This window comes from Streptomyces sp. NBC_00539 (assembly GCF_036346105.1).
GTDB lineage: Bacteria > Actinomycetota > Actinomycetes > Streptomycetales > Streptomycetaceae > Streptomyces.
Map to the genome: position 1 here is coordinate 647687 of NZ_CP107811.1, position 22985 is coordinate 670671.

At 73.2% G+C, this 22985-nt stretch carries 22 protein-coding genes; 11 read left to right on the forward strand and 11 right to left on the reverse strand.

Going from position 1 to position 22985, the window contains the following annotated elements; all coding sequences use genetic code 11:
• Window positions 1-30: 30 nt before the first annotated feature.
• Together OG861_RS03110 and OG861_RS03115 are read right to left on the reverse strand one after the other, a co-directional pair.
• Window positions 31-264 carry a DUF6480 family protein gene (locus OG861_RS03110; protein ID WP_329200756.1) on the reverse strand — a complete coding sequence of 78 codons (234 nt, stop codon included), beginning with the start codon at window positions 262-264 and terminating at the stop codon, window positions 31-33.
• Between the two features lie 86 nt (window positions 265-350).
• Window positions 351-1169, reverse strand: coding sequence for an SDR family oxidoreductase (locus OG861_RS03115; RefSeq protein WP_329200753.1), 819 nt, complete (start codon window positions 1167-1169; stop codon window positions 351-353).
• 164 nt (window positions 1170-1333) lie between these two features.
• On the opposite strand from OG861_RS03115, the gene OG861_RS03120 reads away from it, so the two are divergent.
• On the forward strand, window positions 1334-1750 hold the full coding sequence (locus OG861_RS03120; protein WP_329200751.1) for a CBS domain-containing protein: 417 nt from the start codon (window positions 1334-1336) through the stop codon (window positions 1748-1750).
• Between the two features lie 72 nt (window positions 1751-1822).
• Here the strand turns inward: OG861_RS03120 and OG861_RS03125 are convergent, their stop codons facing one another.
• From OG861_RS03125 to OG861_RS03135, 3 genes are read right to left on the reverse strand one after another with little or no spacing between them, the layout of a single operon-like run.
• Window positions 1823-3979 (reverse strand): xanthine dehydrogenase family protein molybdopterin-binding subunit, encoded by a 2157-nt coding sequence (locus OG861_RS03125; RefSeq protein WP_329200749.1) that lies wholly within the window; start codon window positions 3977-3979, stop codon window positions 1823-1825.
• Between the two features lie 31 nt (window positions 3980-4010).
• The gene (locus OG861_RS03130; RefSeq protein ID WP_329200747.1) at window positions 4011-5000 is read right to left on the reverse strand and encodes an FAD binding domain-containing protein; all 990 of its coding nucleotides are present in this window, start codon (window positions 4998-5000) and stop codon (window positions 4011-4013) included.
• Window positions 4997-5650 (reverse strand): 2Fe-2S iron-sulfur cluster-binding protein, encoded by a 654-nt coding sequence (locus OG861_RS03135; RefSeq protein ID WP_443056708.1) that lies wholly within the window; start codon window positions 5648-5650, stop codon window positions 4997-4999. The genes OG861_RS03130 and OG861_RS03135 overlap by 4 nt, the downstream gene beginning before the upstream one ends.
• Before the next feature lie 156 nt (window positions 5651-5806).
• Here OG861_RS03135 and OG861_RS03140 point away from each other — a divergent pair, with 156 nt between their 5' ends.
• From OG861_RS03140 to OG861_RS03180, 9 genes are all read left to right on the forward strand, one after another.
• A complete protein-coding gene (locus tag OG861_RS03140; protein ID WP_329200745.1) occupies window positions 5807-6793 on the forward strand; it encodes an LLM class F420-dependent oxidoreductase in 987 nt (328 codons plus the stop codon).
• Complete coding sequence (locus OG861_RS03145; RefSeq protein WP_330261167.1) at window positions 6790-8511, forward strand: PP2C family protein-serine/threonine phosphatase; 1722 nt, start codon at window positions 6790-6792, stop codon at window positions 8509-8511. Before OG861_RS03140 ends, OG861_RS03145 begins: the two co-directional genes overlap by 4 nt.
• A gap of 96 nt (window positions 8512-8607) precedes the next feature.
• The gene (locus tag OG861_RS03150; protein ID WP_330261168.1) at window positions 8608-10074 is read left to right on the forward strand and encodes an aminotransferase class I/II-fold pyridoxal phosphate-dependent enzyme; all 1467 of its coding nucleotides are present in this window, start codon (window positions 8608-8610) and stop codon (window positions 10072-10074) included.
• An 81-nt stretch (window positions 10075-10155) separates the two neighbouring features.
• Window positions 10156-10950, forward strand: coding sequence for an SDR family NAD(P)-dependent oxidoreductase (locus OG861_RS03155; RefSeq protein WP_329200738.1), 795 nt, complete (start codon window positions 10156-10158; stop codon window positions 10948-10950).
• 251 nt (window positions 10951-11201) lie between these two features.
• Entirely contained in the window at window positions 11202-11906 is a 705-nt protein-coding gene (locus OG861_RS03160) for a nucleotidyltransferase family protein (RefSeq protein ID WP_329200736.1), read from the forward strand.
• A gap of 37 nt (window positions 11907-11943) precedes the next feature.
• The gene (locus tag OG861_RS03165; protein WP_329200735.1) at window positions 11944-12207 is read left to right on the forward strand and encodes a hypothetical protein; all 264 of its coding nucleotides are present in this window, start codon (window positions 11944-11946) and stop codon (window positions 12205-12207) included.
• The gene (locus tag OG861_RS03170; protein ID WP_330261169.1) at window positions 12204-12944 is read left to right on the forward strand and encodes a metallophosphoesterase family protein; all 741 of its coding nucleotides are present in this window, start codon (window positions 12204-12206) and stop codon (window positions 12942-12944) included. Before OG861_RS03165 ends, OG861_RS03170 begins: the two co-directional genes overlap by 4 nt.
• A gap of 118 nt (window positions 12945-13062) precedes the next feature.
• A complete protein-coding gene (locus OG861_RS03175) occupies window positions 13063-13362 on the forward strand; it encodes a DUF6479 family protein (RefSeq protein WP_330261170.1) in 300 nt (99 codons plus the stop codon).
• Between the two features lie 72 nt (window positions 13363-13434).
• On the forward strand, window positions 13435-14274 hold the full coding sequence (locus OG861_RS03180) for an alpha/beta fold hydrolase (protein WP_329200728.1): 840 nt from the start codon (window positions 13435-13437) through the stop codon (window positions 14272-14274).
• Here the strand turns inward: OG861_RS03180 and OG861_RS03185 are convergent.
• The 4 genes from OG861_RS03185 to OG861_RS03200 form a co-directional block, all read right to left on the reverse strand.
• Window positions 14219-14953 (reverse strand): SOS response-associated peptidase, encoded by a 735-nt coding sequence (locus OG861_RS03185; RefSeq protein ID WP_329200726.1) that lies wholly within the window; start codon window positions 14951-14953, stop codon window positions 14219-14221. The two genes, OG861_RS03180 and OG861_RS03185, sit on opposite strands and share 56 nt — an antisense overlap.
• 62 nt (window positions 14954-15015) lie before the next feature.
• Window positions 15016-15537, reverse strand: a complete 522-nt coding sequence (locus tag OG861_RS03190; RefSeq protein WP_329200724.1) for a SixA phosphatase family protein — start codon at window positions 15535-15537, stop codon at window positions 15016-15018.
• 395 nt (window positions 15538-15932) lie between these two features.
• Complete coding sequence (locus OG861_RS03195) at window positions 15933-16820, reverse strand: DUF72 domain-containing protein (protein ID WP_330261171.1); 888 nt, start codon at window positions 16818-16820, stop codon at window positions 15933-15935.
• A 27-nt stretch (window positions 16821-16847) separates the two neighbouring features.
• The gene (locus OG861_RS03200; protein WP_330261172.1) at window positions 16848-17774 is read right to left on the reverse strand and encodes a LysR family transcriptional regulator; all 927 of its coding nucleotides are present in this window, start codon (window positions 17772-17774) and stop codon (window positions 16848-16850) included.
• Window positions 17775-17898: 124 nt separating this feature from the next.
• On the opposite strand from OG861_RS03200, the gene OG861_RS03205 reads away from it, so the two are divergent.
• Window positions 17899-18930, forward strand: coding sequence for a YncE family protein (locus tag OG861_RS03205; protein WP_330261173.1), 1032 nt, complete (start codon window positions 17899-17901; stop codon window positions 18928-18930).
• 59 nt (window positions 18931-18989) lie between these two features.
• Here OG861_RS03205 and OG861_RS03210 read toward each other — a convergent pair whose 3' ends face one another.
• Window positions 18990-21386: an excinuclease ABC subunit UvrA gene (locus OG861_RS03210; RefSeq protein ID WP_329200718.1), complete on the reverse strand. Its 2397-nt coding sequence runs from the start codon at window positions 21384-21386 to the stop codon at window positions 18990-18992.
• A 318-nt stretch (window positions 21387-21704) separates the two neighbouring features.
• Window positions 21705-22949: an alkaline phosphatase family protein gene (locus OG861_RS03215; RefSeq protein ID WP_330261174.1), complete on the reverse strand. Its 1245-nt coding sequence runs from the start codon at window positions 22947-22949 to the stop codon at window positions 21705-21707.
• Window positions 22950-22985: the final 36 nt, after the last annotated feature.

Genomic DNA, 22985 nt, shown 5'->3' on the forward strand with positions numbered 1-22985 from the left:
GCCGGTGGCCCGGCGGTGGGGGCGGGCCGCTCACCGGGTGGCCAGGATGATCGCGTAGGCGAGGAAGAAGGCCGCGAAGAGGATGGCGACGACGCAGATGGCCACCAGCGGGCCGTTGCCCCAGCCCGGCTTCAGCGGGCGGTAGGGCCCCGCTCCGGAGCTGGTGCTGGCCTCTGCCGGCGGGGTCTCGCCGGGCGGTACTCCGCCGCCCGGTTCGAGTCCGGGGGTGTTCTTCGGGTCGGGGTCGGGGTTGTGTGCGTCCATGCCCGGCGTCTGCCCATCGGGGGACGGTGAAACCTCGCCGCCCCGGCCCGGGGAGCCGGAGCGGCGCTGGGTGCCGGGGCGGCCCGTCAGGGGGTGCGCCAGCGGTCGCTCTCCAGGTGGGAGCCGGCCATCGGGCCCATGCGGAGCATGCCACCGTCCACGGCCCACGAGGCGCCGGTGACGTAGGAGGCGTCCTCGCCCGCGAGGAAGGCGATGACCGCGGCGACCTCCCGGGCGTCCCCGGGCCGGCCCAGCGGTACGCCCGGCCGGTGCACGCGGCGCACGTCCTCGTCCTCCTGGCCGGTCATCGGCGTGGCGATCTCCCCCGGCGCGACCGAGTTGACGGTGATCCCGTGCTCGGCGAGCTCCAGCGCCATCACCTGGGTGAGCAGCCCGAGGCCGCCCTTGGCGGCGCAGTAGGGGCCGGCGCCGACGCGCGGCTGGTGTTCGTGCACCGAGGTGACGTTGACGATCCGGCCGCCGTCGCCCTGGCCGATCATGCGGCGCGCCGCGCGCTGGGAGCACAGGAACGGGCCGGCGAGGTCCACGTCCAGTACCTGGCGGAGCCGGTCGAGGCCGATGTCGAGGAACGGCTCGGCGGTGCCGGTTCCGGCGTTGTTGACCAGTACGTCGATCCGGCCGAGGTCGTCGGCGAGGGCGTCGATCACATCGGCCGCGCCGGGCAGTTCGGTGAGGTCGAGCCGGGCGAGCGCCGCTTTGCGGCCGTGGCCGCGCACTTCGGCCGCCGTCGCCCGGGCACCTGCTTCGTCGGTGTGCCAGGTGATGCCGACGTCCAGCCCGGCGGCCGCGAGCCGCACGGCGGTCGCCCGGCCGATCCCGGAATCGGCTCCGGTGACCACGGCCGCGGTGGGCCGTCGCGCGGCGCTCTTGGGGGGAGCGGTCATGGGTATGCCCTTTCTCGTTCTGTCGCGGGGGGTCGGTCCCGGTACGGCCTGCCCCCGGGCGGAGCCCGAATGCGCCGAAGGATCTCGGACCGGGCGTTATCGGGTGGCGGAGGTGGGAAGGCGCGGGATCGACAAGCAGGCACTCCAGCGGAGAGGACACGTCCATGACCACTGCACGCGAGATCATGACCGAAGGCGCCGACTGCATCGGAGAGGACGAGAGCGTCCTCGAAGCGGCACGGAAGATGACCGACCTCGGGGTGGGCGCCCTGCCGATCTGCGGCAACGACGACCGGTTGAAAGGAGTCCTCACCGACCGCGACATCGTGGTGAAGGTGCTGGGCCGGGGCAAGGACCCCGCCACGTGCAAGGCCGGTGAACTCGCCCAGGGCGAGGCGGTGACGATCGGCGCGGACGACGACGCGCAAGAGATCCTGCGCACGATGCGGGAGCACAAGGTCCGCCGGCTGCCCGTGATCGACGGCCACCGGCTCGTCGGGATGGTCGCCCAGGCCGATGTGGCCCGCGCCCTGCCGGACCCGGCCGTCGGTGACCTGCTCCAGGCGCTGTCCTCCGACTGACGCCGACGGGCGGCCGCCGCTCCCCGGCCGTGGCGGGCCCCCGGCCCGCCACGGCCGGGGCATGTGCGGCTGTCATCCGGCGTGGCCGGCCGTGGCCGTCGGCTCTCCTTCGAGGGCGGCCAGGACCAGGTCCGGGGTGAGCGGCACCTCGCGGATGCGCCGGCCGACGGCGTGGCACACCGCGTTGCCGATCGCCGCGGCGGCGCCCACGATGCCGATCTCCCCGATGCCCTTGCTGCCCATCGGGTTGAGGTGCTTGTCGTGCTCCTCGATCCAGTGGGCCTCGATGGCGGGAACGTCGGCGTTCGACGGCACGTGGTAGGCGGCCAGGTCCCGTTCGGCGAAGTCGCCGAACGCCGGGTCGAGGCCGCTGTGCTCGGTCAGCGCCATGCCCAGGCCCATCACCATCCCGCCGATGAGCTGGGAGCGGGCGGTGCGCGGGTTGAGGATGCGGCCGGCGGCGAAGACGCCGAGCAGCCTGCGGACGCGTACCTCGCCGGTGACGGTGTCCGCCTGGATCTCGGCGAAGTGCGCCCCGAACGCGTGGCGCGCGTACGGGGACTTCTGCTTCGCCGACTGCGTGGTGTCGGCGGACGCGGAGAGGCCGGCGGCGGGAAGCGGACCGTGGTGGCGTGACAGCCGGTCGGTCAGGGCGGTGCAGGCGTCGTGCACCGCCCAGCCCCAGGACGCGGTTCCGGTGGAGCCGCCGGCAACGGGGCCGGCCGGCAGGGAGCTGTTGCCGATGGCCAGCGAGACGGCGTCGAGCGGAACGCGCAGGGCGTCGGCGGCGATCTGGGAGAGGACCGTGCGGGCGCCGGTGCCGATGTCGGTGGCGTTGACCTCGACGAGGTAGCTCCCGTCGGGGCGGGCGTGGGCCCGGGCACCCGCCGGGGCGATGTACACGGGGTAGGTGGCGGCGGCCACGCCGGTCCCGATGAGGAACGGGCCCTCGCGCAGGGGCGGACGGCGGCCGGACCAGCCGAACCGGCGTGCGCCGTCGCGCAGGCACTCCACGAGGTGGCGGCTGCTGAACGGGTGGCCGCTGTCGGGCTCGGTGGCCGGGTCGTTGCGTACGCGCAGCTCGACGGGGTCCATCCCGAGGGCGTCGGCCAGCTCGTCCATGGCCGACTCCAGGGCGTACATGCCGGGGGTTTCGCCGGGGGCCCGCATCCACGAGGGCGTGGGCACGTCGAGCGCGGTGACGCGGTGGGTGGTGCGGCTGTCCGGGGCGGCGTACATGACCCGGGAGGGTACGGCCGCCTGTTCGACGAATTCGCGGACCTGCGAGGTGTGGGTGGTGACCTCGTGGGAGAGGGCGGTGAGCGTGCCGTCGGAGCGGGCACCCAGCCGGATGTGGTGCAGGGTGGGCGCGCGGTGGCCGACGGTGGCGGCCATGTGCTGCCGGGGCAGGGCCAGGGTGACGGGGCGTCCGCAGTGCCGGGTGGCCATGACGGCGAGGACGACGTGGGGCCGCGGGGTGCCCTTGGAGCCGAAGCCGCCGCCCACGTGCTCGGACAGGACGGTGATCCGGTCCTCGGGCAGCCGGAACAGCGCGGCCAGGACGCTGCGCACCACGGTGGTGCCCTGGCAGGAGTCGTACACGGTGAGGTGGCCGCGCCCGGCGTCCCAGTCGGCGGTGGCCGCGTGCGGTTCCATGGGGTGGTTGTGCAGCGGCGGCACGGAGTAGACGGCGTCGACGCGTACGGGTGCGGCGGCGAGCGCCCCGTCGGGGTCGCCCTGTTCGCGGTGGGCGGGGTAGCCGCCGTTGGCCTGCTCGGGGGTGTACAGGCCGGGATGGTCCTCGCGCAGGAGCACGTCGTGCGGCTCGGTGTCGTAGGTGACGCCTACGGCGTCGGCGGCGGCCCGGGCCCCCTCCAGGGTGTCGGCGATGGCCAGCGCGACGTACCAGCCGCGGTGCGGCACCCGCAGGTCCTGGAGCAGCTGGAGGGTGGGGTCGTCGGAGGGGCCCAGGCGCGGGGCGTCGTAGGGGGTGAGGACGCCCAGCACGCCGGGCAGGGCCAGTGCGGCGGCTGTGTCGACGGCGGTGATCCGGCCGCGGGCGACCGTCGCCGGGACGGGCCAGGCGTAGGCCCGCCGCGGCAGGTGCTGTTCGGCGGCGTACCGGGCGGCGCCGGTCACCTTCTCCCGGCCTTCGCGCCGCGCGACGGGGGCGCCGAGGACGGGGGTGGTGGTGGCGGTGGTGTCGAGGGTGGCGGAGGTCGGGCTCATCGTGGTCCTGTTCCTGGTCAGGTGGAACCGGTTACGGCGCGCCGGCCAGCGTGGCGATGGCGTCGCAGGCGAGGTTGCGGGCGAGCGGGATCTTGTACGCGTTGTCGCGCAGGGGCCTCGCCCCCGCGAGTTCCGCGTCGACGGCCGCACGGACGGCGTCGGAGTGCGGTGCGGAGCCGGTCAGCCGGGCCTCGGCGGTGGTCGCGCGCCAGGGCCGGTGGGCGAGGCCGCCGAAGGCGAGGGAGATGCGGCGCACGCGGCCGTCGTCGAGGTCGAGGACGACGGCGACCGAGGCGAGGGCGAAGGCGTACGAGGCGCGTTCGCGGGCCTTGCGGTAGAGCGAGACGGCGCCCGGGGCCGGGGCGGGCAGGAGCACCGCCGTGATGATTTCCCCCGGGCGGATGACGGTGTCCTGCTCGGGGCGGTCGCCGGGCAGCCGGTGGAACTCGGCGGCCGCGACCGTACGGGTGGTGTCCGGGCCGCCGTACAGCTCGACTTCGGCGTCCAGCGCGGCCAGGGCCACGGCCATGTCCGAGGGCTGGGTGGCGATGCAGTGCTCGGAGTGCCCGAGTACCGCGTGGTCGCGGTGGATTCCCTCGCGGGCCCCGCAGCCGCTGCCGGGTTCGCGCTTGTTGCACGGCTTGGAGAGGTCCTGGAAGTAGGCGCAGCGGGTGCGCTGGAGCAGGTTGCCGCCGGTGGTGGCGACGTTGCGCAGTTGTCCGGAGGCGCCGGCGAGCAGCGCCTGGCTGAGGAGCGGGTAGCGGGTGCGCACGAGCGGGTCGGCGGCCAGGTCGGTGCCCCGGACCATGGCCCCGACGCGCAGGCCGCCGTCGGGCAGTTCGGTGATCTCCTCCAGAGGCAGCCGGGAGATGTCGATGAGGGCGGTGGGGGTCTCGACGCCCACTTTCATCAGGTCCACGAGGTTGGTGCCGCCGCCGAGGTAACGGGAGCCGGGGTGGGCGGCGTAGGCGTCGGCCGCTTCCCGGAGGGTGGTGGCGCGTACGTAGGCGAAGGGCTTCACGCGGTCACCTCCGCTCCGGTCGCGGTGGCCGCGGCGTCCGCGCCCGCTTCGGCGACGGCCCGGACGATGGCGGGGTAGGCGCCGCAGCGGCAGAGGTTTCCGCTGAGCCGTTCCCTGATCTCCTCGGCGCTCAGCACGGCGGGCCCGGCAGCAGCCAAGGCCGTGGCGGCGGTGACGTGCGAGGGGTGCCCGGCGGCCGCCTCGCGGAGCGCGCCGACGGCGGAGCAGAGCTGACCGGGGGTGCAGTAGCCGCACTGGAAGGCGTCGTGTTCGATGAAGGCGCGCTGGAGCGGGTGAAGGGCGCCCTCGGGGGCGGCGAGGCCCTCCACGGTCGTGATCTCGCAGCCGTCGAGGGCGACGGTGAGGAGCAGGCAGCTGTTGACGCGCCGGCCGTCGACGAGGACGGTGCAGGCGCCGCACTGCCCGTGGTCGCAGCCCTTCTTGGCACCGGTCAGGTCCAGCTGCTCGCGCAGGGCGTCGAGCAGCGTGACCCGGTGGTCCAGGTCGAGGTCGTGGTGGACGCCGTTGACGCGCAGGCCCACGCGGGAGCGGACGGCCCCCGCGACCGTGTCGTCCGGCGTGCGCGGCGCGGGTCCGGGGCCACCGCCGTGCGCCGGCCGGGGGTCGGGCGGATCGGTTGCGTGGGCCACGACGAACTCCCTTGTCATCTGTTTCGGCAGGGAATATCCCTTCGACTGCCCAGCCTGGCCCCTCGCACGCCCGTGCGCGCCGCACGCCCCCGCCCGCCTCCTCCATACGGCCCACGTTCAGGTTTCACTCCGGGGCAGACCGGTAAGACGCGGCCCATGGTGCGAATCGGATACACGATGATGACCGAGCAGGCCGGCCCCCGGGAGCTGGTCGAGCACGTGGTCGGCGCGGAGCGGGCGGGTTTCGACTTCTCCGTCACCTCCGACCACTACTTCCCGTGGCTGGAGGAGCAGGGGCACTCCCCTTACGCGTGGAGCGTCCTCGGCGCGGCGGCGCAGGCCACGTCTCGGATCCCGCTGATGACGTACGTGACGTGTCCGACCATGCGGTACCACCCGGCGGTCGTCGCCCAGAAGGCCGCGACCATGCAGCTGCTGTCGGGCGGGCGGTTCCGGCTGGGCCTGGGTTCGGGCGAGAACCTCAACGAGCACGTGATCGGGCCGGGCTGGCCCGCGGCGCACGTCAGGCTGGAGATGCTGGAGGAGGCCGTCGAGATCATCCGGGGCCTCTTCGAAGGGCGCTCGGTCAACCACCACGGACAGTACTTCGACGTGGAGAACGCCCGGCTGTGGGACCTGCCCGCGGACCCGCCGCCGATCGGCATCGCGGTCTCCGGCGACAAGTCCTGCGACCTCGCCGGGCGGCTCGCCGATCTGGTCATCGCCATCGAACCCGAACGCGAGCTGCTGGACGCCTTCGACCGGGCCGGGGGCGCCGGCAAGCCGCGCGTCGGCCAGCTGCCGGTGTGCTACGACCCGGACCGTGACGCGGCCGTCAAGCGGGCCCACGAGCAGTTCCGCTGGTCGGCGGGCGGCTGGAAGGTCAACGCGGAGCTGCCCGGACCGGCCTCCTTCGACCAGGCGGCCCAGCACGTCCGCCCCGAGGACGTCGCCGAGGCCGTGCCGTGCGGGGACGACGTGGACGCCTTCGTGGACGCCGTACGCCCCTTCGTGGAGGCCGGCTTCTCGGAGGTCGCGCTCGTCCAGATCGGCGGTCAGCACCAGGAGCCGTTCCTGGAATGGGCGCAGTCGACCCTGCTCCCCGCACTGCGGGAACTCGGCACCGACGGTCCCGCAGGATGAGCCCGGTCGTCCCGCAGGACACCGCTTCCCTGAAGCTGCTGATCACGCGGGAGGTGGCGGCTCTGCGCGCCGCCGCCCGCCGCGACGCGGGAGTACGCCGCGAGGACGAAACCCCGCGGGGCCGGGACCCCTCGGACAGCTGCCCGTGCGGCGGGGGCGAGGGAGCCCCGCACTCCTGCTCCGACGACGGCGACGGGCAGGGCGGCCACGACCCCTGGGGGTGCGTGTGCGCGGCCCTGCCCGCGATCCCGGTCTCTGCGGCACTGCTCGCGCCCGTACGGGACGCGGAGGGCCGGGTCGTCGACTTCACGGTCCGCGCGGGCAACCACGTCCGCTGCGCGCAGTGGCTCGACGCGCCCGACGCCCAGGTGGGCCGGCGGCTCCTGGAGGTGCAGCCCGGCGCGGCGGCGGGCGGCCTTGTGGACGCCCTGAGCGGGGTGCTGGAGACCGGGCGCGCCGTCCACTCGTACGCCGTGGACTACACCGAGCAGCACCGCGACGGGCTGCACCGCACGAAGCTGCTGTACGACGCCGCCTCCTGCGGGGACAGGGTGCTGACGACCTGGCGTCCGGCCCTGAACCGGACGGAGATGATGTCACTCGACGCCCAGTACATCGCCTCCATGGGGTGGGGCACCTGGGACCTGCTGTCGGGAGCGGTCGTCTGGTCCGAGGGCCTCGCCTCGATCTTCCGCACCGATCCGGCCCGGCCGCTGTCCCTGACGGAGTTGTGCGACGCGGTACTCCCAGAGGACGTGCCGCGCTTCGCGAAGCTGATGACGGCCATGCTCGAAGGCGAGGAGCCGCCCGGCGCCGAGGTCCGTTTCATGGTGCTCGGCGAGGTCCGCACCCTCACCCTGGTCGGGCACCCGGTCATCGCCGCGGACGGGCTGCCCTGGGTGCTGCGGCTCATCGCCCGCGACCTCACGGCCCAGGTACGCAGCCGGCAGCGTCTGGCGACGACCCGCCGCCAGACGGAGCGGCTGCGGGAGGAGGCCGCGGCCGAGCACCGGGTGGCGTCGGCGCTGCGGGAGGCCCTGCTGCCCACGCACTCCGCCGAGCTGGAGGGGCTGGGCGTCTCGGTGGCGGCGGCGTACCTGCCGGCGGAGGAGGACGCCTCGGTCGGCGGGGACTGGTACAAGTGCCGCCTGCTGCCGGACGGCCGGATCCTGCTGGCGATCGGGGACGCGTGCGGCCACGGCCTGAACGCGGTGGCCCGGATGGCGCAGCAGCGGCACGCGCTCGCGGGGCTGGCGCACTCCCCCGGCACCCATGCCGGTCAGCTAGCCACCTGGCTGAACGAACTGCTGTGCTCCGACCCGGCGGCCGAGACCGCCACCGGGATCATCGGCCACATCGACGCCGCGCGGAACCTGCGGTGGGCGAGCGCCGGTCACCCCGCTCCCCTGCTGCTGCGCGGGGACACGGCCACGACTCTCGACACGGAGCACCGCGGGCCGCTGTTCGGCCTGCTGCCCGGGCACGAGTACGCGACGGCGACCGTCCCGCTGCGCTCCGGGGACCTGCTGCTGCTGTACACCGACGGGATGGTGGAGCGGCGGGGCCAGGACATCACGTACGGGATCGACACGCTGCGCAAGGCGCTGGAGTCCTGCGCCGGGCTGGGAGCGGCCGAAACCCTCGACCGGGTGATGTCCGCCGATCCGGCCGAGGACCACGAGGACGACGCCTGCCTGTTCGCGATCCGGCTCGACTGAGTCCCCCGGCCGGGCGTCTCCTGCACCCTCACCCGTGCGGGCGGTCCCGCCCCGGTCGGCTGTTTCGGGTGGGGCCGGCCGGGCAGGCGCGCCCGCATGGACCAGTCAGAAGCCCCCGTTCTCGACGCCCTCGCGGCCTATCACGCGAGCGGCCAGACCCCGTTCACACCCCCCGGGCACAAGCAGGCGCGCGGCGCGGATCCCCGGGTCCGCGCGGTTCTGGGCGACGCGGTGTTCGTCTCCGACGTCCTGGCGACCAGCGGGCTCGACGACCGCACCTCATCGCACGGCGTACTGGAGCGTGCGCAGCAGCTCATGGCGGACGCCGTCGGGGCGGATCACGCCTTCTTCTCCACCTGCGGCAGCTCGCTGTCGGTCAAGTCCGCCATGCTGTCGGTGGCCGGGCCGCACGAGGAGCTGCTGGTGGGCCGTGACGCCCACAAGTCCGTGGTGTCGGGGCTCATCCTCTCCGGCATCCGGCCGGTGTGGGTGGAGCCCAGCTGGGACGCCGAGCGCCACCTCGCCCACCCGCCGTCCGCCGAGGCGTTCGCCGCCGCCTTCGCCGCGCACCCGGACGCCAAGGGCGCCCTGGTCACCGGCCCCACCCCGTACGGCACCTCCAGCGACCTGGCGGCGATCGCGCGGGTCTGCCACGAGCACGGGAAGCCGCTGATCGTGGACGAGGCGTGGGGGGCGCACCTGCCGTTCCACCCGGACCTGCCGACCTGGGCCATGGACGCCGGAGCCGACGTGTGCGTCACCTCCGTGCACAAGATGGGCTCGGGGCTGGAACAGGGATCGGTGTTCCACCTCCAGGGTGATCTCGTTCGGCCGGAGGTGCTCAAGAGCCGCGAAGACCTGCTGGGGACCACGAGCCCCTCGGTCCTGATCTACGCCGCCCTGGACGGCTGGCGCCGGCAGATGGTCGAGCACGGCAGGGCCCTGTACGACGACGCGCTGGCGCTGGCGGAGTCGGTCCGCAAGCGGATCGACGGGATCGACGGCATGCACGTGCACGGCCGCGAGGACTTCTGCGGTCCGGGCCTGGCGTTCGACCTCGACCCCCTCCAGATCATCATCGACATCACCGAGCTCGGGACGACGGGCTACCGGGCCGCCGACTGGCTGCGCGAGCACCGGCAGATCAACCTGCACCTGTCCGACCACCGCCGGATCAGCGCCCAGCTGACGCACGCCGACGGGCAGGACACCGCGGACCGGCTCCTGGACGCGCTGCGGGACCTGGTCGCCCACGCGGACGAGCTGCGCCCGGCCCGCCGGGTGGACGTCCCGGACCCGGCCGGAATGCGCATGGAGTCCGCCGCGCTGCCCCGCGACGCCTTCTTCGGTCCGGCCGAGCAGGTACCGCTGGAACGGGCCGTGGGCCGGATCTCGGCGGAGATGCTGACCCCGTACCCGCCCGGCATCCCCGTGGTGGTGCCCGGGGACCGCCTGACGCACGAGGTGCTGCAGTACCTCCGGACGGGCGTAGAGGCGGGCATGGTCGTGCCGGACGCCGCCGACAGCGAGGTCAAAAGCGTCCGGGTGGCCGCCGAGTCCTGACGGGCGGGGCGTATCGGCGCGGGCGGGGCGTATCGGTGGGGCTGGGGCGTATCGGCACGGGCGACGGGTAGCCGCAGCGACATGGACACCCATCGCCCTCTGGCCGTCATCACCGGCGCCTCCAGCGGCATCGGCCTCGAACTCGCCCGCGTATGCGCCGGACACGGGTACGACCTGCTCGTCACCGCCGAGGACGGGGGCCTCGCCCTCGCCGCGGAGGAACTGCGCGAGCAGGGCACCGACGTCACCGCCGTGCGCGCCGACCTCGCCCTCTACGACGGGGTCGAAACGCTCTGCCGAGCGATCTCCGGCACCGGCCGCCCGGTGAGCGCGCTCGCCCTCAACGCGGGCGTCGGAAGCGGCGGCGCCTTCCTGGACACCGACCTCTCGGACGACGCCCGCGTCATCGACCTGAACGTCACCGCCACCGTCCACCTGGCCAAACGTCTGCTGCCGGAGATGGTCGCCCGCGGGAGCGGGCGGGTGCTGATCACCTCGTCGATCGCCTCCACGATGCCCGGCCCCTACCAGGCGGTGTACAACGCGTCGAAGTCCTTCCTCCAGTCGTTCAGCCAGGCCCTGGCCGACGAGCTCAAGGGCACCGGCGTCACCGTCACCTCCCTGATGCCCGGCGCCACCGCCACGGACTTCTTCCGGCGGGCCCACATGCTCGACACCCGCGTCGGGCGCGCCAAGAAGGACAACCCCGCCCTGGTGGCCGAGCAGGGGTTCCGGGCGATGACGGAGGGCCGGCAGAAGATCGTCGCCGGTTCGGTGAAGACGAAGCTCCAGGGCGCCGTGGCCAACCGCGTCCTGCCCGACCGGGTGAAGGCCCTGATGCACCACCGTATGGCAGAGCCGGGAGGCGGCCGCTGAACGAATGGTCCGCGACGCAGCGGGCACCCGTCCTTCACCGGTGGAACCCGGTCGGCGGACGACCAGCGAGAAACCGGTGGAGAACCGGCGAAGGACGAGCACCGGCGAACGAGAACCGGCGGGACGACGAGCCCGCGCGCCGCGTCACCAAGTGGAATATCGTGCGCGGTGAGGACTGACTGCCGGCCTCCGCGGCTGCGGACACCCCGCGGCCGCTCAGGAACGAGCCAGTGGACGAGTGAGTGATTGCCGTGAGCCACTCTGCGAAGAACCGTTCTGCCCGACCCGAGGGTGAGGCCACCCTCTCGGACCTGCGCGGTCCCGCCCAGAGCGACGGACCGCTGCCGCACGACCACACGCAGGCCATTCTGGAGACCACGAAACGGGTCGCGGCGCTGCTGAAGGCGTCGGGTCAGCCGTTCGCGCTGGCCGGGAGCGTGGCCGCGTTCGCGCACGGCCTGCCGCCGCGCTTCCAGCACGACACCGACTTCTGTGTCATCCGTGAGGACGCCGAGACCGTGATCAAGGCGCTGGAGGAGGGCGGGATCTCCATGCGTCGGGCTCCCGAGGACTGGCTGGTCAAGGGCCGCTCGGGCGGCGAGGAGATCGACCTCATCTTCGAGCTCGCCCGTCGTCCGGTGAGCCGGGAACTGCTGGACCGCGCGGTGGTGCTGCCCGTGGACTCGGTGTGGATGCCGGTCCTGTCCCCCACCGACCTCATGGACAGCCGGCTCGCCGCACTGTGCGAGCACTACTGCGACTTCGGCGACCTGCTGCCGATGGCCCGGATGCTGCGCGAGCAGATCGACTGGGACCGCATGTTCCGGGCCCATCAGGACGCTCCCCTGGCGGACGCGTTCTTCTACCTGCTCGAACGGCTGCGGGTCATCGCACCGAGGAAGGACGTGGACCACATGAACGGCGCGGAACTCATGAGTCCGGCGAGGGCCCGGTAAGCGAGCCGCAGCGAGTCGGAGCGAGGGGACAACCCGTATGAACGGTATGAACACCGCCGAGCTGATCGAGTACCGCATCCAGCACCTGCGGGACCGGCTGGCCCGCGAGGACATCGCCGAGCTGGGCGTACGGATCGAGATGCACGGGGCCACCGCGCACCTCTCGGGCAGCGTGACCAGCGCCGACTGCCGGGCGGAGGTCCTGCGCATCGCCGGGGAGGAACTGGCCGGCGTGGCCTGGCACCAGGACGTGACGGTGAACTGCGCGGCGCCGCCCGACCACTCGGAAGAGCTGTCATGATCCGCGTCGCGGCCGTCGGGGACATCCACCTCGGACCGGGCAGCGAGGGAACGCTGAGGCCGGCCTTCGAGACCCTCGGCGCCCATGCGGACTTGTTGCTGCTCGCCGGTGACCTCACCCGGCACGGCACTGCCGAAGAGGCACGCGTCGTCGCCCACGAAGTGGCGGGGCTGCCCGTGCCGGTGGCCGCCGTGCTGGGCAACCACGACTACCAGAGCGACCAGGAGGCCGCCGTCGCCGAGGAACTCGCCCGGGTGGGGGTGCACGTGCTGGAAGGCGACGGCGTGGTCCTCGACATCGCCGGCACGAAAGTCGGCGTCGCCGGCACCAAGGGCTTCTGCGGCGGCTTCGCAGGCCGCTGTGCCAGCGATTTCGGCGAACCCGAGATGAAGTCCTTCGTCCAGTACACCCGTCGCAGCGCCAACAGCCTGCGGGAGTCCCTGCACGAACTGCGCGGCTCCGACTGCGACATCAGGATCGCGCTCACGCACTTCTCGCCCGTCGAGGACACCCTTGCGGGGGAACCGAGGGAGATCTACCCCTTCCTCGGCAGCTACCTGCTGGCGGAGGCCGTCGACGACGCGGGCGCCGACCTCGCCATCCACGGGCACGCCCACGCCGGCAAGGAGCACGGGATGACCGCCGGGGGGATCCGGGTGCGCAACGTCGCTATGCCCGTCATCGACCGGGCCTTCGCCGTCTACCACCTCTCCCCCAACGGGCACACCCGGTACTGAGCGTGCCGCTCGCGCCGTTTCACCCGCCGTGCGCCGGGCAGCCGCGACGGGGACAAGAGGACGTCCGCACCGGGCCGTAGGCGGCCCGGTGCGGCGCCCCGGGAAAGGAAACGGCTCCATGATGAACTCGGCCACCGCGCTCGCGATGAGCGCTTCGGGAACCGCCTTCGCCTCGACGGTAGGCGTGATCGTCGTCGTCGTGCTGATCGGCGCGGTGTGGTGGGGCATGAAACGCCGCGCCGCCGAGCCGAAGCCGCCCACCGCGGCCGAGCAGCCCCGTCGCCCGGCGGACGCCGGGCGCAGCGAGGAGCGGCGCGAGGCCCAAGCCCAGACGTTCCCCACGGACGGCAGCCGCCGCACGGCGCACGACCTCCAGGGCTACGGCAACTTCGGCTCCCCCGAGGACGAGCGGTCCTGACCGGGCGGCCTGGCGCGAGCTGCCTTGCGGGAGCGACCCGACACGAGCGGCCTGACACGAGGAGGCCCGGCGATGGACGCGACCGGCCGCGAAGGCCGCTTCCGGCACCGCGGCGCCGAACTCGTGTACGACGACTACGGCGCGGGTCCGCTCGCCGTGTACGCGCACGGCGGCTTCGTCAGCCAGGCGGTCGAGGACCGGATGGGCCTGTTCGACTGGGCGCCACTCCTGCGGGCGGGGCGGCGCCTGGTCCGGTACGACGCCCGGGGCCACGGTCGGTCCACGGGCGGCGCCGTGGACACCGACTACACGTACGACAGCCTCGCGGAGGACCTGCTGGCCCTCCTCGGGCACCTGGGCGCCTCCGGGCCCGCCGACGCCCTGGGCTCCTCGATGGGCTGCGCCACCGTACTGCACGCCGCCGTCCGGGCGCCGGAGCGGTTCTCCGCGCTGGTGCTGCTGATCCCGCCCACCGCGTGGACGACGCGTCAGGCGCACGCGCGGGCCGACAGGGCCGCCGCCGAGACCGTCGAGCGGCAGGGGGTGGGCGCCTGGCTCGCCGGGAGGCAGGAGCGGCCGCCCCCGCGGGTGGTGGCCGATGTCCCCGGGTTCCCGCCGACACCGCCGGAGCGGATCCTCCCGGCGGTCCTGCGGGGGCTCGCGCTCTCCGATCTGCCCGCACCCGCCTCGCTCGCCGCGCTGCGCCTGCCGGCCCTGGTCCTCGCCTGGGAGGGCGACCCCGGCCATCCGCTGTCGACGGCGCGGACCCTGGCCCGCTCACTGCCCGGAGCGGAGCTCCACGTCTCCCGTACCCGCGCCGACGTCGGCACGTGGGGTGAGCGGGCGGCCTCGTTCCTCACCGGGCCGGGGCGTCCTGCAGGAGGTGGGGGCCGTTGTTCCGGACGCTGTTGACTTCGGTGGACACCGCCCGTACCGCGAGCCGGCCGTCGGCCGGCGTGTGCAGCAGGGCACGCAGGGCGTTGACGTCCTGGTGGGCGGGGTCGAGCCAGGCCTCGTAGTCCGCGGGGTCCAGTGCCAGGGGCATCCGGGGGTGGATGCGGCCGGCCGCGTCCGCGGCCTCGGTGGTGATGACGGTCGCCGTCGTGAGCCAGGCCGCCGGATCGTCGTCGTCGGCGACGCTGCGGTCCCGCCAGAACTCGTACAACCCGGCCATGGCCATCACCGACGCGTCCTCGGGACGGATGAAGTAGGGCTGCTTGTAGGTCTTCCCGTCGTTCCCGGTCCGCTCGGTCTGCCACTCGTAGAAGCCGTCCGCCGGCATCAGGCACCGCCGCTTGGCGAGGGCCCGGCGGAAGGCCGGCTTCTCGTGGACCGTCTCCACCCGGGCGTTGATCATCCGGGCGCCGACGCCCGGATCCTTGGCCCAGGACGGGACCAGCCCCCAGCGCACGGCGCGCAGCCTGCGCTCCACGGCGTGCGTGGCGCGGTCCTTGCGTTCGACGACGGCCCAGACCGGGTCGGTGGGAGCGACGTTCCAGCTCGGGGCGAGCGTCTCGCGCGGGTCCCAGCGGGCTTCGAAGAGGCCGGCCAGGTCGGCGGGGGCGCGGGTGGATGCGTAACGGCCACACATGCACCCACTGTGCCACCCGCGGCACCGTCGCGCGGCTTCCGCCGCGTCGCACCGCTCCTCGTTCAGTCGTCGCCCGGTGCCCAGAAGGCGGCCAGACGGGCCGCCCCCGGCGCCACGTCGTCCCAGCCTCCCTTCACGGCCAGTACGGCGACGGCGGAGGTCGGGAAGGCCGCCCCGAGGCGTTGCACGAGCTTCTTCGGGCCTGTGCCGCACAGGCTCCTGGCGACTTCGCGGATGGCCGGGTTGTGCCCGACCAGCACGAGGCCGTGCACCTCGGCCGCGGCCTCCGCGACGACGGCGAGCAGGTCGTGCGCCTCGGCTTCGTAGAGCCGGGCCTGGTAGAGGGTGGGGGGCGGCTCGCTCAGCAGGGGCAGCATCAGCTGCCAGGTCTGGCGGGCCCGCCGGGCCGAGGAGCACAGAGCCAGGTCCACGCCGTATCCGGACCGCTCCAGCCAGTTGCCCGCACGCGGCGCGTCGTGGCAGCCCCGGTCGGCCAGGCCGCGCTCGAAGTCCTCGGTGACGTCCTTGGGTACCGCCTTGGCATGCCGGACCAGCACGATCCGGCGTTCACCCTGTTCCGGCACGGTCCGCTCCTCCCGCCTGCGTCGGCCACACGGAGGCCGCGTCGTGACCCGGGCGCTGAGCCGGCACGCGGGCGCGGTGGTTCGGAGAGGGGTGCGCGCCCGTGGCCGGGCCCGGCGGCCGGGAGGCCGCTCGCGCTACCAGCCGCCGTTTCCAGGATAGGCCGCACCGCCCGACCTCGCGGGGCGCGCGCCGCTGATCCCGCGGGTCGCCGTGGGCCGTGCCCGCGGCATCCTGAGGGTGCTCGTGCCGCGCGGTGCCGGTGCCGCGGGCCGTCCGCTCGCGCACGCGGCCCGGGCACCGGGGACCGGTGCGGCCGGGACCCGTCCGGGCGGCAGGACCGTTCCGCCTCCGTGCGCGGGTTTCCCGCCGGACCCGGTGGCGCCGGGAAACCGGCTCAAGACGGCACCCGGTCAGCCGACCCGTCCGCCCGCTCGGGCTGGCCCAGCAGGTTCCGCATGGTCTCCGCGGCCCGTACGGCGGCGTCGCCGCAGCAGTTGTTGAACAGGACGTGCAGCTGCTCGACCCGGTCCGCGAGGCTGCGCAGGCGCGGCAGCCATTCGCGCAACTCGCCCTCCGTGTAGGTGTGGCGGAAGCGGTCCTCCTTGCTGCCGGTGCCCCAGGCGCGGCTGCGGCCGTGGAAGCGGACCACCCCGAGCTTCGAGGACGTGACCGGCGTGACCGGCGGTATGGAGGTGGGCAGCGCCCGGGCCGTGTCCACGGCCACGGCGGTGGCGTCCAGGTCCCGCAACAGGGCGGCGGTGCGCTCCCGCCCGCCCTCGCGCCACCAGTCGGGGTGGCGGAACTCCACCGCCACCGGCCACTCGGGCGCCCGCTTCCGGATGCGGTGCAAGGCGGTCTCCGCCCGCTCCCCCGGGACGAACCAGGGCGGGAACTGGAACAGTACGGCGCCCAGCCGGCCCGTCTCCGCGAGCGGGCGCAGGGCCGCGCCGAAACGGTGCCAGACCTCGTCGAGGAGCTCCGGGTCGCCGCTGTCGTGGCCCCGCAGGTCGGCGGGCAGGGCGGCCTTGCGGGTCGGGTGGCCGGTGAGGAGGGAGAAGGCCTTGACGTCGAAGCGGAAGCCGGGCGGGGTGCGTTCGGCCCAGAGCATGCTGTTGCGCACGCTGGGGAGCGCGTAGTAGCCGGCGTCGACCTCCACGACGGGGAACCGTTCGGCGTAGTGCCGCAATCGCCCCTCCGGATCGCGCCGCCCCGGCGGGTACCACCCGCTGCCCACAAGTGCCTTGTCCGTCCAGGAACACGTACCGACCAACAACTCGCCCATCCCGGCCGTCCTTTCGTCGCGGCCCGTCTACCCCGAAAAGCCGCCGGCCCGCCAGCTTTCCCGGACCCGGTCACGGAGCCAGCCGTGCCCGGGGTCGGCGTCGTTGCGCGGGTGCCACGCCATGCCGAGGGCGACGGGCGGCAGTTCCAGCGGCACTTCGAACGTGTGCAGGCCCAGCAGTTCGTGAGGGCGGGACGGGGCGCAGGCCGGGGTGAGGCAGACCAGGTCGCTCTCCCGGCACAGGAAGAGCGCGGCGCTCCAGGACGGTACGACGGCGACCACCCGGCGGCTCAGCCCGAGTTCGCCCAGCCTGTCGTCCACGGGGCCGCGGACCCGGCCCTGGCGGGACACCCCGACGTGATCGGCGGCGGCGAAGGCCCGGGCGGTGACCGTCTTGCGGCGTGCCAGGGGGTGTCCGGCGCGCACGGCGGCCAGGAGGCGGGTCCGGCCCAGGGATTCGATCCGGGTCTCCGGATCGGGGTGGCCGATGACGCCGATTTCGAGATCGAGCCGGCCCTCGCGCAGGGCGGGTGTACCTTCCAGGGCCTCCGGCATGAAGCGCAGGGTGACTCCGGGGGCCTGGTCCACGACGGCGCGCACGAGCCGGGGGGCGAGTCCGGGCAGCAGCATCTCGCCTGCCTGGACGGTGAATTCGCGGGTCTGTCGCGCCGGGTCGGTGACGGGCTCGGGTACCAGGAGGGCGTGTGCCTGATGGACGAGGGCGCGGACGCGCGGTCGCAGTTCGACGGCGCGCGGGGTGGGGACGAGCTCCCGTCCGGCGCGTACGAGCACGGGATCGCGCAGGACCGTGCGGATGCGGCCGAGGGTGCGGCTCATGGCGGGCGCGGACACGTGCAGGCGCGCGGCGGCCCCGGTGACGCTCCCCTCCTCCAGCAGCGCGTCGAGGGCGACCAGCAGGTTGAGGTCCAGCTGCCGTTCGGGTCCGTCCCGCACTGTGTCTCCCGTCACTCGAAGGGCCGTGCGGCTCGGGCACGGCCAGCACGTTTGCGTTGCATGCAATCACACCTTGCCACAAGTGCACTGGAGTTAATCGTCCGGCCGGTCCAGGCTCTGGTCCATGACACGGACAACGAACGACGTACTCGCCGTGGCGAGCCAGAGCGGCCCCACGGTCACCTTCTTCGACGCGGTGGACTTCCGCCGGCTCGAAGTGATCGAAGTCCCCAGCGAACCGCACGAGTTGTGCTTCGACCCGGTACGGCGGCGGCTGTACGCCACGATCACCTACCGCTCCGGCTACTACCACGCCAACACCGGGCGGGCCCATGAGCTGGTGGTCATCGATCCCGACCGGCGCCGGATCCTCGACGTCGTCGACCTGGCGCCGGAACGCGCGCCGCACGGCATCGCCCTGGACCCCTCGGGCGGCCTGCTGTGGGTGAGCGTCGAGGCGCACGGCGACGAGGAGGGCGCCCTGGTGGCGCTCGACGCGGACTCCCTGGAGCCCGTACGCCGGCTGCCCGTGGGGGCGCCCGGCCCGCACTGGTTCACGCTCACTCCGGACGGGAGCCGTGCGTACAGCGCGAACAAGGAGGCGCCGTTCCTCTCGGTCCTCGACATCGGCTCGGGTACGCCGGCCGGCCGGATCGCGGTGCCGGGGAGCGAGGGAATCGCGGCCTCGCGCGACGGACGGTACGTGTACGCGGCCGCCCCCAAGGGGGACTTGACCGTCACGGGCCCGGTGCCCGGGGCCGGGGTCCGGGTGATCGACACGGCCACCGGCGCCGTGGTGCGGACCCACCGCACGGACGGCCCCGTCTTCCCCGTGCACGTCACCGCCACGCATCTCGTCCTGGCCGGTGAGCTGCGCATGCGGGCGGGCGGCGCGGCGCTCGGCGAGCAGGCCCCGGGGCTCTTGCACGTGTACGGCAAGGACGGCGAGGACCTCGGCAGTGTGGAGGTCGGCGCCTTTCCCCTGACGATCACCTCGTCGCCCGACGGCCGCTACGGCTACGTCGCGGCCGTCTCGTCCAGCACGGTGACGGTGGTGGACCTGCCGCGCAGGCAGACGGTGGCGACCTTGCACGTCGAGCGCGCGGGCGAACCGGGCGCCCACGGCCTGGCCTACATCCCCTCCCCCGCCGTCTGACGCCCTTCGCACGTCGAGGTCGACGAAGGGCGCCGGTGGCCGGGCGGGTGGAAAGGCGGTCAGCTGCCGACGTACGCGGCGAGGTGCCGGCCGGTGAGGGTGGAGCGGGCGGCGACGAGGTCGGCCGGTGTGCCCTCGAAGACGATCCGGCCGCCGTCGTGGCCGGCTCCGGGACCGAGGTCGATGATCCAGTCGGCGTGCGCCATGACCGCCTGGTGGTGCTCGACCACGATGACGGACTTGCCCGAGTCCACGAGCCGGTCGAGCAGGCCGAGCAGCTGCTCGACGTCGGCGAGGTGCAGTCCGGCGGTCGGCTCGTCGAGGACGTAGACACCGCCCTTGTCGGCCATGTGCGTGGCCAGCTTGAGCCGCTGCCGCTCGCCGCCGGAGAGGGTGGTGAGCGGCTGTCCGATGGTCAGGTAGCCGAGCCCGACGTCGGCGAGCCGTTCGAGGATGCGGTGGGCGGCCGGGGTGCGTGCCTCGCCGTCGCCGAAGAACTCCGCGGCCTCGGTCACCGGCATCGCGAGGACCTCGCTGATGTCGCGGCCGCCGAGGCGGTACTCCAGTACCGACGCCTGGAAGCGCTTGCCCTCGCACTCCTCGCAGGTGGTGGCGACGCCCGCCATCATGGCGAGGTCGGTGTAGACGACGCCGGCCCCGTTGCAGGTGGGGCAGGCGCCCTCGGAGTTGGAACTGAACAGGGCCGGCTTCACGCCGTTGGCCTTGGCGAACGCCTTGCGGACCGGGTCGAGCAGGCCGGTGTACGTCGCCGGGTTGCTGCGCCGGGAGCCGCGGATCGCGCCCTGGTCGACCGACACCACACCCGCCCCCGCGGCTCCCCCGCCCTTGACGAGCGAGCCGTGCACGAGCGAGCTCTTGCCGGAACCGGCGACGCCGGTGACGACGGCCAGCACCCCCAGCGGGATGTCGACGTCGACGCCCCGCAGGTTGTGCGTCGTCGCGCCGCGGACCTCCAGGGCGCCGGTGGGGGTCCGCGGCTTTTCCTTGAGGGCGGCCCGGTCGTCGAAATGCCGGCCGGTGACGGTGCCCGCGCCGCGCAGCCCCTCGACGGTGCCCTCGAAGCAGACGGTGCCGCCTGCGGTTCCGGCGCCGGGACCGAGGTCGACGACGTGGTCGGCGATCGCGATCGTCTCCGGCTTGTGCTCCACGACGAGCACCGTGTTGCCCTTGTCCCGCAGCCTCAGCAGCAGGTCGTTCATCCGCTGGATGTCGTGCGGGTGCAGGCCCGTGGTGGGCTCGTCGAACACGTAGGTCACGTCGGTCAGCGAGGAGCCGAGGTGGCGGATCATCTTGACGCGCTGCGCCTCGCCGCCCGAGAGCGTGCCCGACGGACGGTCGAGCGAGAGGTAGCCGAGGCCGATCTCCCCGAAGGAGTCGAGGGTCTGCCGCAGCGCGTCGAGCAGCGGCCCCACCGACGGCTCTTCGAGGCCCCGGACCCAGTCGGCGAGGTCGCTGATCTGCATGGCGCAGGCGTCGGCGATGCTGATCCCCCCGATCTTCGAGGACCGGGCGCCCTCGCTGAGGCGGGTGCCGTCGCATGCGGGGCAGGTGGTGAAGGTGACCGCCCGGTCCACGAACTCCCGGATGTGCGGCTGCATCGACTCCTTGTCCTTGGAGAGCATCGACTTCTGGACCCGCGGGATCAGTCCCTCGTAGGTCATGTTGATGCCCGCGATCTTCATCCGGGTCGGCTCGTGGTGGAGGAAGTCGTGCAGTTCCCTCTTGGTGTACGAGCGGATCGGCTTGTCCGGGTCGAGGAGGCCGGACTCCTTGTAGAGCCGCATGTTCCAGCCGTCGGAGCCGTAGCCGGGGATGGTGACGGCGCCCTCGGAGAGCGACTTGGTGTCGTCGTAGAGCTGGGCGAGGTCGAGGTCGGAGACGGTGCCGCGGCCCTCGCACCGGGGGCACATGCCACCGGTGCGGTTGAAGGTGGCCTTCACCGCCTTCTTGGCGCCGCGCTCGACGGTGATCGCACCGCTCGCCCGGACGGAGGGGACGTTGAAGGCGTAGGCGCCGGGCGGGCCGATGTGCGGCTGTCCGAGCCGGCTGAACAGGATGCGGAGCATGGCGTTGGCGTCGGTGGCGGTACCGACGGTGGAGCGTGGGTCACCGCCCATGCGCTGCTGGTCCACGGTGATCACGGTCGTCAGCCCGTCGAGTACGTCGACCTCGGGCCGCGCCAGCGTCGGCATGAAGCCCTGGACGAAGGCGCTGTACGTCTCGTTGATCAGCCGCTGCGACTCGGCGGCGATCGTGCTGAAGACCAGGGAGCTCTTGCCCGATCCGGAGACGCCCGTGAACACCGTCAGCCGGCGCTTGGGGATCTCGATGCTGACGTCCTTGAGGTTGTTCTCGCGGGCGCCGTGCACGCGGATCACGTCATGGGTGTCGGCAGCGTGCAGCGTGGGCGACTGCGTGTCCGTCCTCGTGGCCATGCTCGTCGTTTCTCCGTCCTCGCGACCGGCCGTAGCGCAACCGGTGTCCATGCGGGCCACGCTACGGCCGACGGACGGGTTTGGCTTCTCCATTCCTGCCCGGTCACGGACACGACGAAAAGGCCCCGGTCTCCATGAGGAGGCCGGGGCCTTGATCGAGCGCTGGGCAGGCCTTGCACCTGCATCCCCCCACGGGAAGTGGGGTGTCTTTCCTTGGACCACCAACGCGTGCCCCGCGGACCGCTTTTCGCGGCCCCGAGCTCAAGGTCAACTATAGCGCAGGACCGGCGGTGGTCATGTCCGGCCGCGGGTGTGTCGTCAGAACCAGTTGACGGTGAGGGGGAACGCGGCGGTGACGGTCACTCCCGCGGCATCGGTGGCGGTGGCGGTGATCCGGACCGTGGCGACGGACCACGGCCTGCCGCTGATCCGGCCGGTGCCGGGGTCGGCGGTCAGGCCGAGGGGGAGGCCCGTGGCGGCGTAGCGGATCGGGGCCTTGCCGCCGGTCGCGGTGAGCTGGATGGTGCAGGACTGGTTGAACTTGCAGGTCTGCGGTCCGGGGTCGGCCAGCCTCAGGTCACCGGTGGTGGGGGTGGGAGTCGGGGTCGGCGTAGGGGTGGGGGTGGGGGTCGGGATCGGGCCGGTGGTGAACACTTCCGTGATGGGCTGGGCATTGGCCGCGTTGCCCGCGTGTGCCGGCGAGCCGAACAGGTCCTCGAGGGTCCGCAGCAGGTGGTGGTGGTTGTAGGCGGTGGTGTACGTGCCCGTCTTGACGTTCGCTCCGTAGAAGACGGTGGCGATCTGGTTGGAGCCCAGGTAGTTGTCCTCGTCCCAGGTCAGGACCAGCAGGCTGTTGTTGCTCTTGGCCCACTGCGCGTAGGCGTCGAGGTTGTCCTTCGTCCAGGTGTCACCCGTACCGACGGCACAGTCGTGCATGTCGTTGCACAGGTTGGGCACGACGAACGACAGGTTCGGCAGGGCCGCGAAGTCGTTGCGGGGGAACTGCGTCCAGGTCTTGCCGGTGTTCAGCGGCACGTTCTTGAAGGCGAACCACGGGTTGTGCTTCTGCGCGTACTTGCCGCTCGTGCAGGCCGTGGAACCCTCGCTCGGCAGGTCTTCGTTGTACGTCGCGAAGGTCTTGCCGGCCGCGATCAGCTCCTGGCCGAGGTTGGGGGCCGTCATCGACTGCGGGGTGAAGCAGCTGTCCCCCGTGATGCCCTGGGTGCCTCCGGAGAAGAGGTTGAAGTAGTTCGGCTGGCTGGGATGGGTCAGTGCCTTCATGCCGGTCAGGCTCGCTCCGCCGGTCGCGAGCTGGTTGATGTACGGGGCGCTCGCGTTGCCGATGATCTCGCCGTACTGCTTGTTCTCGAACACGGCGACCACCACGTGGTCGTACGAGGGCAGGGCCGCCGCGGCGGCCGGACCGGCGTCGGCGCCGCGCTCGGCGGCCTGGGAGCCGGCCACGGTGAAGGCGGCCAGCAGGCCGACCGCACCGAGGGCGGCCACGAGCGCGGAGCGCCGGGCCCCGCGTCTGGCGGCCGTCTTGGGCGAGGGTGTGGGCATGGGTGTTCCTCCTGGTGAAGGTGGAGACGGTCGGGG

What these genes read in the sequence shown, in the direction of transcription:
- OG861_RS03110 (WP_329200756.1), bottom strand. Translation starts at nt 264, where the DNA reads ATGGACGCACACAACCCCGACCCCGACCCGAAGAACACCCCCGGACTC.
- OG861_RS03115 (WP_329200753.1), bottom strand. Translation starts at nt 1,169, where the DNA reads ATGACCGCTCCCCCCAAGAGCGCCGCGCGACGGCCCACCGCGGCCGTG.
- OG861_RS03120 (WP_329200751.1), top strand. Translation starts at nt 1,334, where the DNA reads ATGACCACTGCACGCGAGATCATGACCGAAGGCGCCGACTGCATCGGA.
- OG861_RS03125 (WP_329200749.1), bottom strand. Translation starts at nt 3,979, where the DNA reads ATGAGCCCGACCTCCGCCACCCTCGACACCACCGCCACCACCACCCCC.
- OG861_RS03140 (WP_329200745.1), top strand. Translation starts at nt 5,807, where the DNA reads ATGGTGCGAATCGGATACACGATGATGACCGAGCAGGCCGGCCCCCGG.
- OG861_RS03145 (WP_330261167.1), top strand. Translation starts at nt 6,790, where the DNA reads ATGAGCCCGGTCGTCCCGCAGGACACCGCTTCCCTGAAGCTGCTGATC.
- OG861_RS03150 (WP_330261168.1), top strand. Translation starts at nt 8,608, where the DNA reads ATGGACCAGTCAGAAGCCCCCGTTCTCGACGCCCTCGCGGCCTATCAC.
- OG861_RS03155 (WP_329200738.1), top strand. Translation starts at nt 10,156, where the DNA reads ATGGACACCCATCGCCCTCTGGCCGTCATCACCGGCGCCTCCAGCGGC.
- OG861_RS03165 (WP_329200735.1), top strand. Translation starts at nt 11,944, where the DNA reads ATGAACGGTATGAACACCGCCGAGCTGATCGAGTACCGCATCCAGCAC.
- OG861_RS03170 (WP_330261169.1), top strand. Translation starts at nt 12,204, where the DNA reads ATGATCCGCGTCGCGGCCGTCGGGGACATCCACCTCGGACCGGGCAGC.
- OG861_RS03175 (WP_330261170.1), top strand. Translation starts at nt 13,063, where the DNA reads ATGATGAACTCGGCCACCGCGCTCGCGATGAGCGCTTCGGGAACCGCC.
- OG861_RS03180 (WP_329200728.1), top strand. Translation starts at nt 13,435, where the DNA reads ATGGACGCGACCGGCCGCGAAGGCCGCTTCCGGCACCGCGGCGCCGAA.
- OG861_RS03185 (WP_329200726.1), bottom strand. Translation starts at nt 14,953, where the DNA reads ATGTGTGGCCGTTACGCATCCACCCGCGCCCCCGCCGACCTGGCCGGC.
- OG861_RS03195 (WP_330261171.1), bottom strand. Translation starts at nt 16,820, where the DNA reads ATGGGCGAGTTGTTGGTCGGTACGTGTTCCTGGACGGACAAGGCACTT.
- OG861_RS03205 (WP_330261173.1), top strand. Translation starts at nt 17,899, where the DNA reads ATGACACGGACAACGAACGACGTACTCGCCGTGGCGAGCCAGAGCGGC.
- OG861_RS03210 (WP_329200718.1), bottom strand. Translation starts at nt 21,386, where the DNA reads ATGGCCACGAGGACGGACACGCAGTCGCCCACGCTGCACGCTGCCGAC.
- OG861_RS03215 (WP_330261174.1), bottom strand. Translation starts at nt 22,949, where the DNA reads ATGCCCACACCCTCGCCCAAGACGGCCGCCAGACGCGGGGCCCGGCGC.